This is a genomic window from Microbacterium sp. Leaf159 (assembly GCF_001423615.1).
Lineage (GTDB): Bacteria > Actinomycetota > Actinomycetes > Actinomycetales > Microbacteriaceae > Microbacterium.
Genome location: NZ_LMOU01000001.1, coordinates 2,314,827 through 2,329,092, shown reverse-complemented (window position 1 = coordinate 2,329,092; position 14,266 = coordinate 2,314,827). Strand labels below are relative to the sequence as shown.

Here is a 14,266-nt window from a genome sequence, read left to right as displayed (position 1 = left end):
ATCCCTTCGTCATCCTCCCCGCAGGTGACGCTATCCGCTGCGCCTCCCTGCTCGCACCGGGTTGCGTCCTGCGCTCGCGGCGAGTAGCGGGTGCAGACGCGACGACGCCGGCCGCCCCGTGAGGAGCGACCGGCGTCGGGGGTCGGGGTGACCCACTGGATCAGGGAATCGCCCGGCGGAACGCGAGGAACGAGACGCCGACGAGCACCACGGTGGCGACGAGTCCCCAGAGCGCGAGTCCGAGTGCGCCCGCATCGAGGATGCCGGTCCACACCTGTCCCCAGAGGTCGAGCCTCGTCGCGAGGAAGGCGAGACCGACGAGGATCAGCGCGAGGCCGACCCCGACGATGGTGAGCACCGTCGGCCCCCAGCTCTTGTAGATCGTCGCGCCGGTGAAGCCGACGACGAACAGGAAGAGCGCGAGCGTGAAGTAGACGACGAACGCACCGAACGGACCCGCCTCCCACAGCCATGGCAGGTAGAACACGTAGCCGTTGACGCCGTATCCGTTGGTCAGCGTCTCGGTGGCGCCGCCGATCAGGAACAGCACGCCCATGAACGCGCTACCGAGGATCGCCGTGAGAAGCGTGCCGAAGAAGAAGTCCCTCCGGGTGATGCTCATCGCCTGCGAGAACGGGAACGTGAGCGTCATGGCCGAGATGCCGATGGCGAAGAAGTACCAGAGCGGAGCCTGGCCGCCACCGCCGTACTTCGGGGTGTCGACGGGGATCATCGCGTAGATGAGGATCGAGATGACGGTTGCCGAGCCGAGGATGATCAGCGGCACCCAGATGAACGTCTGGCGGTTGATCAGCTGCAGGCGGATGACGTTGAGTGTGCGTCGCATCAGCGCACCTCCTCCTTCATGGCGGAACCTCTCGTGGCGGAATCCGCCTCGGCCCTCTGGGTGAGCCGGACGATCAGTTGCTGCAGCGAGACGGGCGCGAGGTCGAGACCGGATGCCGTGACCTCGGCGCGCTCGGCGGACGACAGCGCCCCGAGTACGGTGACGGATGCCACACGGCCGAGTGCCTCGCGGTGCAGGACCTCGCGGCCGGAGGCCCACGCGTCGACCTTGGCGGCATCGCCGACCACGGTGACGGCGCGGTCGCGCACGGCATCCGTGTCTTCGTTGAGCAGGATCTGCCCGTTGTCGATCACGATGACCTTCTCGATGAGGTTCGAGACCTCGTCGATCAGGTGCGACGAGAGCACGATCGTGCGCGGATGCTCGGCGTAGTCCTCGAGCAGGCGGTCGTAGAAGATCTGCCTGGCGACCGCATCGAGACCCAGGTACGGCTCGTCGAAGAAGGTGAGCTCGGCGCGGGAGGCGAGACCGATGATCACGCCGACGGCTGAGAGCTGGCCGCGCGAGAGCTTCTTGATGGTCTGCTTCATCGGCAGCTGGAACTGCTCGATGAGTTCGTCGGCGAGCTCCTGGTTCCAGTTGTGGAAGAACAGGCTCGCGGCCTTGAACGCGTGACGCGGGTAGGCGTCATCCGGATACTTCTGGCTCTCGCGGACGAAGCAGATCCGGTTCAGGACCCGCGCGTTCTCATAGGGGTGCTCTCCGAAGACGCGCACGGTGCCTGATGACTCGAAGTTCTGCGCGGTCAGGATCGACATGAGCGTCGTCTTGCCCGCGCCGTTGCGGCCGAGGAGGCCGTAGATCGCGCCGCCCTCGAGGCTGAGCGACACGTCGTCGAGCGCGTTCTTCTCCTTGTAGTGCTTGGTGAGGTTCTGGACCTCGATGACGGCGGTCATGCGGTGGTCTTCCCTTCTGCCTGGGTGGTCTGTGTGGTGTGTGCCGGTTGCGCTGCCCGCTCGTGGAGCAGTGCGGCGAGGTCTTCGGCGCCGAGCCCCAGCGTGCGGGCCTCGGCGAGGAGCGGGTCGATGTAGCGGTCGGCGAATGCGGCGCGGCGTTCGCCGAGGAGCAGATCCTTCGCCCCGGTGGCGACGAACATGCCGATGCCGCGGCGCTTGTACAGCACTCCCTTGTCGGTGAGCATGGCGACTCCCTTCGCAGCCGTCGCGGGGTTGATCCGGTAGAAGCCGGCGAGCTCGTTGGTCGAGGGCGCCTGCGACTCCTCCGGGAGTGAGCCGTCGAGGATCGAGTCCTCGATCTGCTCGGCGATCTGGAGGAAGAGCGGCTTGCCTTCTTCGATCACGAGTCCTCCGCAGTGGTTAGTGGGTTAGTTACTCGACTAGGTAACCACTGAACCTCGGTCGTGTCAACCGCTATGTCGTCTGCGGCGCGTGGGTGGTCGAAAGAACACCCGAAACCGGCAGTTCCGGTGTGTTTGTGACCGCGCCGGGACGGCGGGTGGGGACCGGTAGGGGAGGGTCAGGCGCGGGGGTGCCCGACGTACATCGAGCCGTGCAGTTCGGCGACGTGGTCGAAGGCCAGGCGACTGGCGGCGGCGGCATCGCCCGATCGGAGCGCATCGACGAGCAGCGCGTGCTCCTCGTTCGACGCCCGCAGATAGTCGATCCGATACGGGATGAAATAGGCGTAGAGCTCGTGGCTGACCCGGTGGTGGAGTTCGATGGCGCCCTCTGTGCCCGCGATACCGGCGAGCACGTCGTGGAACGCGGCGTCTGCTGTGCGGAAGCCGGTCCAGTCGGGAGTGACGCGCATCTCGTCGATGAGCGTGTCGAGGCGCTCGAACGCGTCGGCATCGGCACTGCCACTCGCCAGAGCAGTGAGCCCCGCTTCGAGCACCGCGCGCTGGTCGATGAGCGCGTGCACGTGTGCGGCATCCGCGCGATAGGCGTCGATCTCGACGACCGTGCCGACCACGGGTGCGTCGGCGATGAAGGTGCCGCCGGCGTGACCCGGGCGCCGCACCACGACGCCCTCCGCGCTGAGCGCGCGATACGCCCGACGCACCGTCATCTCGCTCACCTCGAACGCGCGAGCGGTGTCATCCGTTCCTGGGAGTCGCTGACCGGGGGCGAGCATGCCGAGCTCGACAGCGAGCGAGATGCGGGCGCGGACGGTGTCGACGGCGGTGGTGCGGCGGATCGCACCGAGTGCCGGGGAGGCCAGGTCCATGGTTCGCGCTCGTCTCTCGGGTCGGCATCGGTCGCGACCCTGGAGTCTGCGGTCAGCGCGCCGCGGTCTCCTCCGTGCGGCCCGATGCGGCGGAGCCCTCGACGGGGTCGGCGTCGAGCGAGAACCGCTTGCCCCACACGATACCGATCACCATGGCGATCACGGGGATCAGCGCGAGCGCCGTGCTCACCGCTGCGCTTCCACCGGTCACCAGGGTGAAGTTCGAGAGCACGAGCCACAGCGCGAAGACGAGACCGAGCACCGACAGCACGGGGAACACTCTCGCTCTGCCCACGCGGCCGGCCGCGAGCTGGGGGCGACGGGCGAAGAACACCAGCACCGCGACAGAGGTCGTGAGCATCAGCAGCACCATGCCGACCGTGGCGACGCCGGCCATCGAGCCGAACACCCCGACGAGGGGATCGAGGCCGAGCAGGGCGAGCACGGCGAGGATGATGGCCGCCGTGATCGTCTGCACGATCGAGGAGAACGCCGGGGAGTGGTGGGATGCATGGCGGCGACCGAGCCGTGCGGGCAGCACCGACTTGTGTGCGAGGGTGAACTGGTATCGGGCGATCACGTTGTGGAACGAGAGGACGCACGCGAACAGGCTGGTGATGAGGAGCACCTGCACGACGTCGCGCATGATCGGCCCGAGATACTGCGTGGTGGTGTCGAGGAGCATGTTGCCCTCGCCGGCGAGCGTCTGCTGAGCGACCGCGACGGCGTTGCCGGCGCCGACTCCGGTGATCAGCGCCCAGCAGGAGACGGCGTAGAAGACGCCGATGATAATCACCGCGAGGTAGGTGGCCCGGGGGATGGTCCGCTCGGGAGAGCGGGCTTCGTCGCGGAACACGGCGGTCGCCTCGAAGCCGATGAATCCGGTCAGGGCGAAGAGCACGGCGACGCCGATGCCGCCCGAGAAGACGTAGGTCGGGTCGAAGGTCTCGAGTGCGATGCCGTCGGCGCCCCCGGTCGCGAAGATCACGACGTCGAGCACCACGACGACGAGGATCTCGAGTGCCAGGGCGACGCCCAGCACCTTGGCGCTCAGGTCGATGTGCCGGTATCCGAGCACGGCGACGATCGCCATCGTCGCGAACGAGTAGAGCCACCACGGCAGGCTGGGGCCCCCGAAGAACGTGACGAGGTCGTCGACCGCCCAGCCCATGTAGCCGTAGATTCCGACCTGGATCGCGGTGTAGGCGACCAGGGCGGTGAAGGCCGAGCCGAGTCCGAGCCTCGATCCGAGGCCGGCGGTGACGTAGGAGAAGAATGCTCCGGCCTCTTTGACGAAGGGCGTCATTGTGACGAATCCGACGGAGAACACGAGCAGGATGACGGCGGCGAGGGCGAAGCCGATCGGGGCACCTGGGCCGTTGCCGGCACCGATTGCGATGGGCACGTTGCCGCCGATCACGGTGAGCGGTGCGGCGGCGGCGATCACCATGAAGACGATCGCGCCGGTTCCGAGTTGGCCGTCGAGGCGCTGGCGCGGCTCGGCGAGAGGGGAGACGGTCATGAGGTCACTTTCGACAGAGCACCCTGAACGGATGCGGGGCGAGGAGGTTCAGTACAGGTCGGTGCGGCGGTCGGCGAGGTAAGGGTTCTCGCGGCGCGCACGCCGGGTGGCCTCGGGATCGATCGTGGCGATCAGGAGTCCGGTGTCGCTGGCGCCGAGAGCGGCGAGGGTGACGCCATCCGGTGAGACGACGCTGCTGCGTCCGACGTAGGTGAGGTCGCCCTCGTCGCCGACGCGGTTGATGTAGACGACGTGGATCTGGTTCTCCCAGGCGCGCACCGGGATGAGCCGTTCGGCGATGTGGGCGTACGGCTCCATCTGCGCGGTCGGCACGATGACGGCATCCGCTCCGTTCAGGGCTGCCGCGCGCACGGTCTCGGGGAACTCCACGTCGTAGCAGATGAGCACCGACAGCGTCACGCCGTCGAGTTCGACCGTGCCCGGCAGAGTGTCGCCCTGCACGAACAGGCTGCGGTCGAGGTCCCCGAACAGGTGCGTCTTGCGGTAGCGCAGCAGCTCGGTGCCGTCTCGATCGATCACGACGAGGGAGTTCGTGATCCCTCCGCCGGGGTGGGGTTCGGGAAGGCCGGCGATGATCGCGATGCCGGTCTCGATCGCGACGGCGGCGACCCGGTCGACGAGCTCGGGCACGGCGAGGGGTGCGAGGCCTGCTCCGATGTTGTAGCCGGTCACGAACATCTCGGGGGTCACGAGGACCCGTGCGCCCTTGTCGGCTGCCTGTCGAGCGGCGTCCGCGATGATCGCGAGATTCGCGTCGACATCGCCGGGGACGCCGGGGTGCTGCAGGCCGGCGATGGTCAGGGTCATGCGGTCGTCTCCCTCGGGTGCGTCGTTGCACCTATCAAACAGATCAATTTGATCTATTCGATGACCATTGTGTGTCGATCGTGTTTCCTCCGCAAGGGGCATGCGAATTCGGGAGCACACAGAGGGGGCGGATGCCGCAGCATCCACCCCCTTGTGCGCGAGACGTCAGCCGCGCAGGTCGCGGGCGCGAAGCGCGAGGGCCGACGCGACGACGAACGCGACCGCGAGGCCCCAGGTGAGCGCGAGGCCGCCGGGGTCGACGCCCTCGGAGAGCGGCGACTGGCGGTAGACCCACGCATAGGGCGAGAGCGCGTTCAGCCAGTCGAGATCCTTCGACTGCTTGGCGAGCGCCTGCAGGATGTACCCGACGACAGCGATTCCCGCACCGACCCCGGTCGCCCAGATCCGACGCCCGGTCGCAGCTCCCGCGAGCAGGGCGGCGGATGCCGTGAGGAAAGCGAGTCCGGTGAGCGCCGCGCTGGCTCCGACGATGCGCCAGCCCTCGAGGCCCAGCTCGGCGGAGTCGTTCAACGCCCAGACGACGACGCCCGAGAACGCGCCGAGCCAGAGCAGGCGGACGAGCACCGCGAGCGCGGACTCGAGTGCGTACTGGCCGCGTCCGATGCCGTGCGCGAGGTCGAGTTCGGCTCGCCCGCTCTCCTCCGCCCCGGCGATCGCCGCCGACCCCCAGATCACTGCAGCGATCGTGAGCAGCAGAAAGCCCATCAGCCCGTAGAACGTGCTCTGGGTGTACCCGGCGCCGCTGGAGATCTGGTCGTACCCGATGGTCTCGACGAGCTGCTTCGGGAGGGCGTCGATGATGTCCTGCATCTGCCCGTTGCCCCCGATGCTCGGATACAGCGGCAGGTAGAGGAACAGTACGGCGGCGAGGCCGACCGTCCACCCGAGCAGGCTCCGCCACGAGTCGCGCAGGTTGCGCCGGAACACCGGAAGGATGCCGTTCATCGCTCCGCCTCCCCGTCGCGGATCGAGCGTCTCGTCGGGAGTGGGGCGTCGGCCTCGGCAACGCCGTTGCCGCCCTCGCCGCGTGGCTGAACCGACGCTGCGCTCGCCGCCGGGTCGCCGTACAGCCGCAGCACCGACTCTTCGAGGTCGGGCTCCTCGACCGTCAGGTCGCGCACCTCGAACGGGGCGAGCGCCTTGATGAACGGATCGATGGCGCCGTCGATCGTGCCGGACAGCTGCAGGATGCCGTCGGCATCGCTCGCATCGATGCCGCTCAGTCCCGGGACTCGGTCGAAGCCGGCGCGGACTCCCGCGGCATCCGCTGTCGCGAGCTCGACGCGCACCCGTCGGATCGAGCCCAGCCGCAGAGACGCGACGTCGCCGTCGGCCACCACTCGGCCGTTGGCGAGCACCGCGACCTCGTCGGCGGTCTGCTGGATCTCGCTGAGCACGTGCGAGCTGAGCAGCACGGTCTGCCCCGCATCCTTCGCCTCGCGCACCATCTGCAGGAACTCGCGCTGCACGAGGGGGTCGAGGCCGCTGGTGGGTTCGTCGAGGATCAGCAGCTCGGGTCGATGCATGAACGCCTGGATCAGCCCGACCTTCTGCTTGTTGCCCTTCGACAGAGTGCGCACCGGGCGTGACAGGTCGACACCGAGGCGGTCGGCGAGGTCGCGGCCGGTCTGCAACGTGGCCGCGGAGTCACGGCTGCCCGAGACCTGGGCGTAGAACGACAGCATCCGGTGTCCGCTCGATCGCCCCTCGAGGTGGAGTTCGCCCGGTACGTATCCGATGCGTCGACGGAGGGTGGCGCCGCCACGACGCGGGTCTTCGCCGAGCACGCGCACCGCGCCGGAGGAAGGGCGGATGATGTCGACGAGCGTGCGCAGCGTGGTCGTCTTGCCGGCGCCGTTCGGCCCGATGAGTCCGAAGACCGTTCCGGGTCGTACGTGCAGGTCGAGCTCGTGCAGCGCGACACGCCTGCCGTAGCGCTTGTGCAGCCGATCGATCTCGATGATGTCGGTCATGATGCGCCTCCCTCTGGGGTCCCGCTCTCCGTTGCGAGCGCGTCGCGCGCTCCGTCGAGCAGCGCGGTCGTCGAATAGATGCCATGGGTGAGCAGCTCGAGCGTCGGCAGCGTCGTGCGCACGAGGCCCGACGGGCTCAGCTGATCGGCGCCCAGCGTGCGGGCGATCTGCGTGCGCATCACGACCGGCCCGAGGCCGATCAGGGTGAGGAGCAGCGTCGTCATCTCGGGGTCGCTCATCGGCTCGAGCATCCCGGCGTCACGCTGTTCGGCGAGCACATCGCGCGTTCTCGCGAGGAAGCTGTCGAACAGTCGATCGGAGGCAGGTGAGCCGTCGACCAGCATCCGGGCGAGGTAGTCGATATAGGGCCCGTACCGGTCGAGGTCGTGCAGCGCAGTGCGGATGCGATCGCTGGTCGGTGCCGTGATGAGGTCGTGCTCCTCGTCGGTGAAGACGCTGACCACATAGTCGTCGCACGCGGTGCGGAGCGCATTCTTGTCGCCGAAGTGGTGCACGATCAGCGCCGCGCTCACTCCCGCCTGCGCCGCGATCGTCCGCATGCTGGTGGCGTCGAATCCGTCGCGTGCGAAGGCGCCGATCGCGGCGTCGCGGATGCGGGCACGAGCGGTGAGATCGTCAGATGCTGAACGCATGTACAGCAGACTAAACAAGTGTTCAGCCGACGTCAAGGGGGCACGTGCACTCTGGACGTCTCGGTCCGCCACGGAGAACTCGGAGCAACATCGGCCGACCGGCGTTTCGTGCATCCGCGTTACGCGTATGTCACGCAGGGATGCCCACACGAATACCCAACTTCCGATCGTGCACCACCCATGTTCGCCCGAACGCGGAGTGCCCTCGCCGTTCGGAGCTGTCATAGAAGCGTCAGCCACTCCTGGACATCGCCGCGCTGCTGCGCAGTAGGGAGACAGTGAAAATGCGAACTCGTGGAACCGACAGCGTACGTCGCCGGAAGGCCGTCGCCTCAGGCGTGGCGCTCGCCGTCGCAGCGGGACTGCTCACACCGATCACGATTGCGAGCCTGGCCCAGGCGGCGACCCAGCTGTCGGTCGACTCCCTGGGACTTCAGAGCGCTGCAGGCTCCCTCACAGACGGCATATGCGAGTCCACCGACGGAACGTGCACGTTGCGCGCGGCCATCGAAGAATCCAACGCCCTCGACGCTGCCCCCGGTGAGGTGGCCATCGGGGTCGACCCCGATTTCGCAGGTGGCAACATCGCGATCACCACGGCGACGCGGATGAGGACCACGGCCCTCTCCGGAGCCAACGGTGCGGTAGCCGGCGATGCCAGTGGTGACGGGAGCGGTGCGGTGTATGAGGTGACCGCGCCGGTCATCATCGACCTCGAGCACAGGATCACTATCCACCCCGCCGGGGCAGGGGACCTCGCTGTCGCTCCTTTCCACCTCAACGGGCCCGACATCACCATCCGCGCTGTCGACGATGTCTGGGCGGGGGAGACCTCCTTCTACATCGGACCGAAGGCCAAGCGGGTCACCCTCGACGACCTCGATGTGCGCACTCTCACGTATTACCCCGAACGCTTCTTCGTCGTGCGTGGGGGAGCCGAGGAGATCACCGTCTCGAACTCCACGATCAGCGGCTTCGCCTCCAGCGAGAGAGAGTGGAACTGGGGTGTGGTGGAGGGGACCAGTGCGTCGTTCCCCGTCAAGGGGCTCACCGTCACCGGCAACACCTATCTCGCAAGCGACGCAGCCGGTGCGTGCAACGGAAGCACGGCTGCGGGGTGCACCTCGACGCCGGTCGAGGCCTATGAGCAGCACATCACGGAGCTCGAGTTCACCGACAACGTCGCTCCGAACATCAACCGATCATCCGCCTCGGACGCTCGCGGCCTCGACCTCCGGTACGCCACGGTGGGCACGCTGAAGGTCGGCGGCAACACGTTCTCCGCCCCGTACTACCGCGCTCGTCAGGCGGTGATCGACCTGGCCTACGCCAACCTCGACAGTTTCGAGATCATCGGCAACGACTTCACGGGTATGTCGGGCAACGGCGATGTGCCGGACCACGCGGCGGCGATCATGCTCCCCACCGACAAGCGCATCGGGACCGGCGGCAAGATCGCGGACAACGAGTTCCTCGCAATGGGAACCATGAACACGCAGGCCGTCTACTGGGACGGTCTCGAGCCGACCGACTCGGCGACGAACCTCGCCGCCTCGCGCGTCTCAGTCATCGACAACCACTTCGATGGATTCTCGACCAGCGCCTCCCGCTCCGGCATCCGGATGCTGCAGACCGGCGTGGTCGAGATCGCGCGCAACACGTTCGGATCGCGGTCCGGAAGCCAGACCAACACCGTTCTCGAAGAGTTCTCGGGCAACGGCTCTGTGGCCGCGACACTGGTCAGCAACGTGAACGCGTCTGCGAACGCGAAGCTGAACACGTGGTGGCCGACCGCGCGCAGCAGCGCGAACGTGCAGACCTCTCCGATCACCGCAATCGAGTGCACGGTGCCCCTTGAAGTGGCCCCTCCCGCCGATGAGGCAAACACGACCGACTACACCGCAGGCCGCTATCCCGGAGTGCCCGTCGAGCTCGACGTCTACTGGACCCAGGGCAATGACGCGGAGGTCTACATCGGCCGCTTCGACGTCGCGGCCGACAAGCGTCAGATCCTCCAGGTCGCTCTGCCCATGCCCGGTGACGAGCTGCTCGAGACGAACAGCGGCGTCGGCCCCGTCGATCCCCTCTCGGGAGCGGTGAGCGGAGCCCTGAGGGTGCAGACGATGGAACCTCTCCCGAGCTCCGCGTCGTCGCAGTACTCGCGCGTCGCAGTCATCGACGGCAACTGCCGTCCCGCGCTCACCATCGCGCAGGGCACCACTCAGAACGAGGAGACGCACGCCCGCGACCTGCACTTCACGCTCACCTCGTCGATGCAGCTCGACACGTCGACGGTCACCAGCGATGATTTCGTCGTCGAGGCGAGACGCACGACGTCCGAGGGACTCGACGGCGTCGCAGCAGGCATCAGCACGATCGACGCCGGCAGGCTCGACCCGCGTATCGTCTCGGTCTCGGAGATCGCCGGAAGCGCGGGCACGCAGTTCGATGTGGTGGTGCGCGTCGACGACACCGCGCAGGCGACCGTGACCATCGGTGCAGGCACCGTCGCCATCCCCGCGGGACTCGCGAACATCAGTGCTGCGACCACCGGGAACGAGCGCGCCACCGACAACGTCGTGACGTTCGTGAACCCCATCACCGCTCAGCCGAGCAGGTTCACGTTGGTGACCGGTGACGAGCGGGGCAAGAATTTCACCTACATGCTGGCGGCCGGCGCGCCTGCTCCGACCGAGCAGCTGAAATTCACGACGAGCATCAGCCAGCCCGCGGGGACGCCCAAGATCTCTCTGAGCGCGCCGTCGCCGGTGATCGACGGTGGAGCGTCGCAGACGACTGCGATCGTGGTGACCGCTGCCGCAGGTGATGCGGAGGCGGGCACCAAGACGACGATCTCGGCGACCGTGGCGACCGGCGACTCCAACTACGACGGCCTGCTCGTGCCGGATGTGACCCCGTACCTCTACGCCACCGACCCGGTGATCGACATCGCCAAGCGCGCGTTCATCGACGTCGGCGATTCCTCCTCCGTGGATCGGATCGAGGCCACGGGTACGCCCGCTCCGCGCGACAGCCGGCTCACAGACGGACAGCCCGTGTGCTTCGTGTACACCGTCACCAACACCTCTGCAGACGACTGGGTCACGGTTCTCCGTGACATCCAGGTCAACGACTCGGACGAGCGCCTCGGCAACGCTGGACTCATCGGCAGCGTCCCGTCGCTGGAAAGCGGCGACTCCGTGAAGCTCTTCTCCTGCGCGTCGCTCATTCCCGGGGACACCACGGCAGACGGCCCGATCGCCGAGTCGGATGAGACCCCGTGACCGCGCGCGAACGAGGCAGGCGGAGGCTCGGGCGAACCGGCCTCGCGGTCGCGGCCCCCTTCGTGGTCGGGCTGCTCATCGCCGGCGGATCGGCAGCAGGCGCGCATGCCCTCTGGTCAGCCAGTACTTCGGCCAGCCTCGGTGACATCACCAGTGGCAACCTCCGGCTCGTCTCGATGGACACGACCTGGAGTCAGGCCACGCCGGGAAGCGGCAACCCGGAGGAGTTCCCGCTCACAGGTACGCCCACGGACTTCCGTGTGATGCCCGGAGATGTCATCACGATCACCCAGACCGTCGAGTCGTACCTCCAGGGGGACAACCTCGATGCGGGGCTCGCGGTCGACTACGCGAGCGGGAGCGATGCCGCTCAGGACGTCGAGGACGGACTGATCACGCTGTCGTTCCACATCGCGAACGAGGAGGGCGTTCAGGTCGCGCCCGAAAGCGGATCGGCGCCTTTCGGCACGACTCTCGCGGTGGACGGTCTGACCGGCACCGATCATGGTGTCACGGATGGCTGGAAGGTCGTCATCTCCGCAGAGATCCTCGGCGACTACGACTGGGTCGACGGTGAGTCCGTCGGCGACGCACCCGCCCAGTGGGCAGCCGGGAACATCGTCATCTCGCTCGAGCAGCTTCGCGGGGGAGCCGGCCATGTCGAGGAAGGGAGCCCATGAGCCGCACGAGCGAACGCCTGGCGGAGGGGTCGCGCAGGCGCACCCTCGGTCGCTCCTATGCACAGGCCGCCATCGGTGGACTCGTTCTGGGAGCACTCGCTGCCGGAACCGTTCCCGCCGCCTACGCACTGTGGGCGATGGACGATTCCGTCAGCATTCCTGCGTTCGACCACGGCCGGGTCGCCTTCGCGGCGGCTCCGGCCGATGGGTCGGCAGCTCTCGTCCGCAGCACGGATGGTGCCGCGGTCGAGCTCGTACTGCCTGGCTCGAAGATGGCCGAAGTCCTCGGGCAGACCGGTCCTGACGCGGCACCGATCATCTGGACCTTCGAGGCCACCGGATGGGCGGACGGCATCGTCGGCCTCGTCTATGACGTGTCCGTGACCTCGCAGGTCGCAATCGACGGGTCCGTTCACGATCTGAGCGCCGGGATGGCGCAAGAGGGCACGCTTCTTCGTCACTCGACCCTCAAGGTGTATCCCGCTGACGCAGGCGGTGGCTGCACAGCTGTGCCCGCGACCCCGGATTCGTCCGACGGGGAGACCCACAAGAACATCATGGTGTTCGACGGTCAGGAGCATCGGCTTCAGGCGTCTGGGGCCTGGAGCGACGGCGGCTCGAGCCAGACCTGGTGTGCGGCGATGGCGTTCATCAACGCACCGGACGGCAGTTACGTCAATGATGCCTTCGCGCAGGGCACCGCCGAGGACGGAAAGGTCTACGGCGCTCTGGACACGTGGAACACGACGGTGGGCTTCCCTCCCTCGTTGCCGCTGCTGGGCACGTACGTCAATGACGCGGAAGCCACCGGTGTCGCCGAAGACCAGACCCGCCCGAGGGACGTGGATGTCTGGAGTGCGGCGCTCTACCCGGACCCGAGCAGCGAGCCGGACATCACGATCGTCCTCGACCCCGCAGCGACGAACCTCAACGCCGCAGTCACGCAGCCCAGCGATCACTTCGCCACCACGATCTCGAACGAGTGACAGCGTTCGATACATCCGCGTCAGCGGGTGCCGCTCGTAGTCTAGAGGCGTGGACTTCCCCTACAGCCGCCTGCGCCGCTGGCCCGATGTCGAGGCCGACAACCTTCAGGCACACGACGCGACCGACCTGCTGCTGGGCGAGCGCGCTCTCTCGCTCGGGATCGACGGGCACGAGATCGCGGTGATCGGCGACGAATACGGCGCGATCACGCTGGCGCTGACCTCCGCCGGCTTCGACGGTGTGCGCGTGCATCAGGACCTCGCGAGCGGGCGGCGTGCCCTCGCGCGCAACGCCGAAGAGCTCGGGCTCGCCGGATTCTCGTCGCACGAGCTCGATGCGACTCTGCTCGACGGGGCGCGACTCGTGCTGCTGCAGCTGCCCAAGGCGCTCGCCGAGCTGGAAGAGAGCGCCGATGCCGTGGCCCGCTGGGCCGCGCCGGATGTCGTGCTCGTCGCCGGTGGCCGCGTCAAGCACATGACCATCGCGCAGAACGAGGTGCTCGAGCGCAGTTTTGTCGAGGTGCAGGCGCAGCGGGCCGAACGGAAGTCCCGCCTGGTCATCGCGAGTGAGCCACGGCCGGTGTCCTCGGAGCCGCCGTTTCCCCTCACGGCGCAGCATGAGGGACTGACGCTGGTCGGCCACGGCGGGGCGTTCGCGGGGGCGAAGCTCGACATCGGCACGCGGGTTCTGCTCGACGTGCTCGGCCTCGACGGCGGCGAAGAGTCGAACTCCGGCACGACCGTCGTCGATCTGGGCTGCGGCACCGGCGCGCTCGCCGCGTCGTATGCGCTCGCGCACCACGAAGCCCGCGTCATCGCCACCGACCGGTCGGCCGCAGCCGTCGCCTCCGCCCGTGCCACGATGGCCGCGAATGGCGTCGGCGATCGGGTCACCGTGATGCACGACGACGCCGGCTCAGAGATCGCCGACGCCAGCGCCGACGTCGTGCTGCTCAACCCGCCCTTCCATCTCGGCAGCAGCGTGCACACCGGCGCGGCGACGCGTCTGTTCGAGGCGGCCGCCCGCATCCTCCGCCCCGGCGGCGAGCTCTTCACGGTCTTCAACTCGTCGCTCGGATATCGTGCCGAACTCACCCGTCTGGTGGGTGCCACCGAGCAGCTCGAGCGCACTCCGAAGTTCACGGTGACGCGCAGCATCCGTCGCTGATCCGTCTCCGCCCTGCGCCTGGTTCGGCCCTACGCGCTTCCCGCGGCCGAATGCTCGGGATCGGGCCGACGCAGGCGCGAACGGCCGCCGAAACGC

The 14,266-nt window shown here is 67.8% G+C and carries 13 protein-coding genes; 4 read left to right on the top strand and 9 right to left on the bottom strand.

What is annotated here, in order from left to right; genetic code table 11:
* Nucleotides 1-160: 160 nt before the first annotated feature.
* The 9 genes from ASF80_RS10955 to ASF80_RS10915 form a co-directional block, all read right to left on the bottom strand.
* Nucleotides 161-847, bottom strand: a complete 687-nt coding sequence (locus tag ASF80_RS10955; protein ID WP_056310688.1) for a hypothetical protein — start codon at nucleotides 845-847, stop codon at nucleotides 161-163.
* Complete coding sequence (locus tag ASF80_RS10950) at nucleotides 847-1,764, bottom strand: ABC transporter ATP-binding protein (RefSeq protein ID WP_056310686.1); 918 nt, start codon at nucleotides 1,762-1,764, stop codon at nucleotides 847-849. The genes ASF80_RS10955 and ASF80_RS10950 overlap by 1 nt, the downstream gene beginning before the upstream one ends.
* Complete coding sequence (locus tag ASF80_RS10945; RefSeq protein ID WP_056310684.1) at nucleotides 1,761-2,168, bottom strand: GntR family transcriptional regulator; 408 nt, start codon at nucleotides 2,166-2,168, stop codon at nucleotides 1,761-1,763. Before ASF80_RS10945 ends, ASF80_RS10950 begins: the two co-directional genes overlap by 4 nt.
* 176 nt (nucleotides 2,169-2,344) lie before the next feature.
* Nucleotides 2,345-3,055 carry a FadR/GntR family transcriptional regulator gene (locus ASF80_RS10940; protein ID WP_056310682.1) on the bottom strand — a complete coding sequence of 237 codons (711 nt, stop codon included), beginning with the start codon at nucleotides 3,053-3,055 and terminating at the stop codon, nucleotides 2,345-2,347.
* Between the two features lie 52 nt (nucleotides 3,056-3,107).
* Nucleotides 3,108-4,577, bottom strand: coding sequence for an APC family permease (locus ASF80_RS10935; RefSeq protein ID WP_056310680.1), 1,470 nt, complete (start codon nucleotides 4,575-4,577; stop codon nucleotides 3,108-3,110).
* Between the two features lie 48 nt (nucleotides 4,578-4,625).
* Nucleotides 4,626-5,405, bottom strand: coding sequence for a carbon-nitrogen hydrolase family protein (locus ASF80_RS10930; protein ID WP_157521034.1), 780 nt, complete (start codon nucleotides 5,403-5,405; stop codon nucleotides 4,626-4,628).
* A 165-nt stretch (nucleotides 5,406-5,570) separates the two neighbouring features.
* Nucleotides 5,571-6,371 carry an ABC transporter permease subunit gene (locus ASF80_RS10925; RefSeq protein ID WP_056310677.1) on the bottom strand — a complete coding sequence of 267 codons (801 nt, stop codon included), beginning with the start codon at nucleotides 6,369-6,371 and terminating at the stop codon, nucleotides 5,571-5,573.
* Entirely contained in the window at nucleotides 6,368-7,399 is a 1,032-nt protein-coding gene (locus tag ASF80_RS10920) for an ABC transporter ATP-binding protein (RefSeq protein WP_082488279.1), read from the bottom strand. The genes ASF80_RS10925 and ASF80_RS10920 overlap by 4 nt, the downstream gene beginning before the upstream one ends.
* Nucleotides 7,396-8,052, bottom strand: a complete 657-nt coding sequence (locus ASF80_RS10915) for a TetR/AcrR family transcriptional regulator (protein ID WP_056310676.1) — start codon at nucleotides 8,050-8,052, stop codon at nucleotides 7,396-7,398. The genes ASF80_RS10920 and ASF80_RS10915 overlap by 4 nt, the downstream gene beginning before the upstream one ends.
* Before the next feature lie 284 nt (nucleotides 8,053-8,336).
* Between ASF80_RS10915 and ASF80_RS10910 the strand changes: the two genes are divergently transcribed.
* Genes ASF80_RS10910 through ASF80_RS10895 form a run of 4 tightly spaced genes read left to right on the top strand, consistent with a single transcriptional unit; the run spans nucleotide 8,337 to nucleotide 14,170 of the window.
* On the top strand, nucleotides 8,337-11,336 hold the full coding sequence (locus ASF80_RS10910; RefSeq protein WP_157521033.1) for a hypothetical protein: 3,000 nt from the start codon (nucleotides 8,337-8,339) through the stop codon (nucleotides 11,334-11,336).
* Complete coding sequence (locus ASF80_RS10905) at nucleotides 11,333-12,016, top strand: alternate-type signal peptide domain-containing protein (RefSeq protein ID WP_056310672.1); 684 nt, start codon at nucleotides 11,333-11,335, stop codon at nucleotides 12,014-12,016. Before ASF80_RS10910 ends, ASF80_RS10905 begins: the two co-directional genes overlap by 4 nt.
* Complete coding sequence (locus ASF80_RS10900; protein WP_056310670.1) at nucleotides 12,013-13,002, top strand: hypothetical protein; 990 nt, start codon at nucleotides 12,013-12,015, stop codon at nucleotides 13,000-13,002. Before ASF80_RS10905 ends, ASF80_RS10900 begins: the two co-directional genes overlap by 4 nt.
* Before the next feature lie 49 nt (nucleotides 13,003-13,051).
* Nucleotides 13,052-14,170 (top strand): class I SAM-dependent methyltransferase, encoded by a 1,119-nt coding sequence (locus tag ASF80_RS10895; RefSeq protein ID WP_056310668.1) that lies wholly within the window; start codon nucleotides 13,052-13,054, stop codon nucleotides 14,168-14,170.
* The last annotated feature ends 96 nt before the right edge of the window (nucleotides 14,171-14,266 follow it).

Excerpts from the sequence above, each read along its gene's own strand:
- ASF80_RS10955 (WP_056310688.1), bottom strand. The coding sequence starts at position 847 with ATGCGACGCACACTCAACGTCATCCGCCTGCAGCTGATCAACCGCCAG.
- ASF80_RS10950 (WP_056310686.1), bottom strand. The coding sequence starts at position 1,764 with ATGACCGCCGTCATCGAGGTCCAGAACCTCACCAAGCACTACAAGGAG.
- ASF80_RS10940 (WP_056310682.1), bottom strand. The coding sequence starts at position 3,055 with ATGGACCTGGCCTCCCCGGCACTCGGTGCGATCCGCCGCACCACCGCC.
- ASF80_RS10935 (WP_056310680.1), bottom strand. The coding sequence starts at position 4,577 with ATGACCGTCTCCCCTCTCGCCGAGCCGCGCCAGCGCCTCGACGGCCAA.
- ASF80_RS10930 (WP_157521034.1), bottom strand. The coding sequence starts at position 5,405 with ATGACCCTGACCATCGCCGGCCTGCAGCACCCCGGCGTCCCCGGCGAT.
- ASF80_RS10925 (WP_056310677.1), bottom strand. The coding sequence starts at position 6,371 with ATGAACGGCATCCTTCCGGTGTTCCGGCGCAACCTGCGCGACTCGTGG.
- ASF80_RS10920 (WP_082488279.1), bottom strand. The coding sequence starts at position 7,399 with ATGACCGACATCATCGAGATCGATCGGCTGCACAAGCGCTACGGCAGG.
- ASF80_RS10915 (WP_056310676.1), bottom strand. The coding sequence starts at position 8,052 with ATGCGTTCAGCATCTGACGATCTCACCGCTCGTGCCCGCATCCGCGAC.
- ASF80_RS10910 (WP_157521033.1), top strand. The coding sequence starts at position 8,337 with ATGCGAACTCGTGGAACCGACAGCGTACGTCGCCGGAAGGCCGTCGCC.
- ASF80_RS10900 (WP_056310670.1), top strand. The coding sequence starts at position 12,013 with ATGAGCCGCACGAGCGAACGCCTGGCGGAGGGGTCGCGCAGGCGCACC.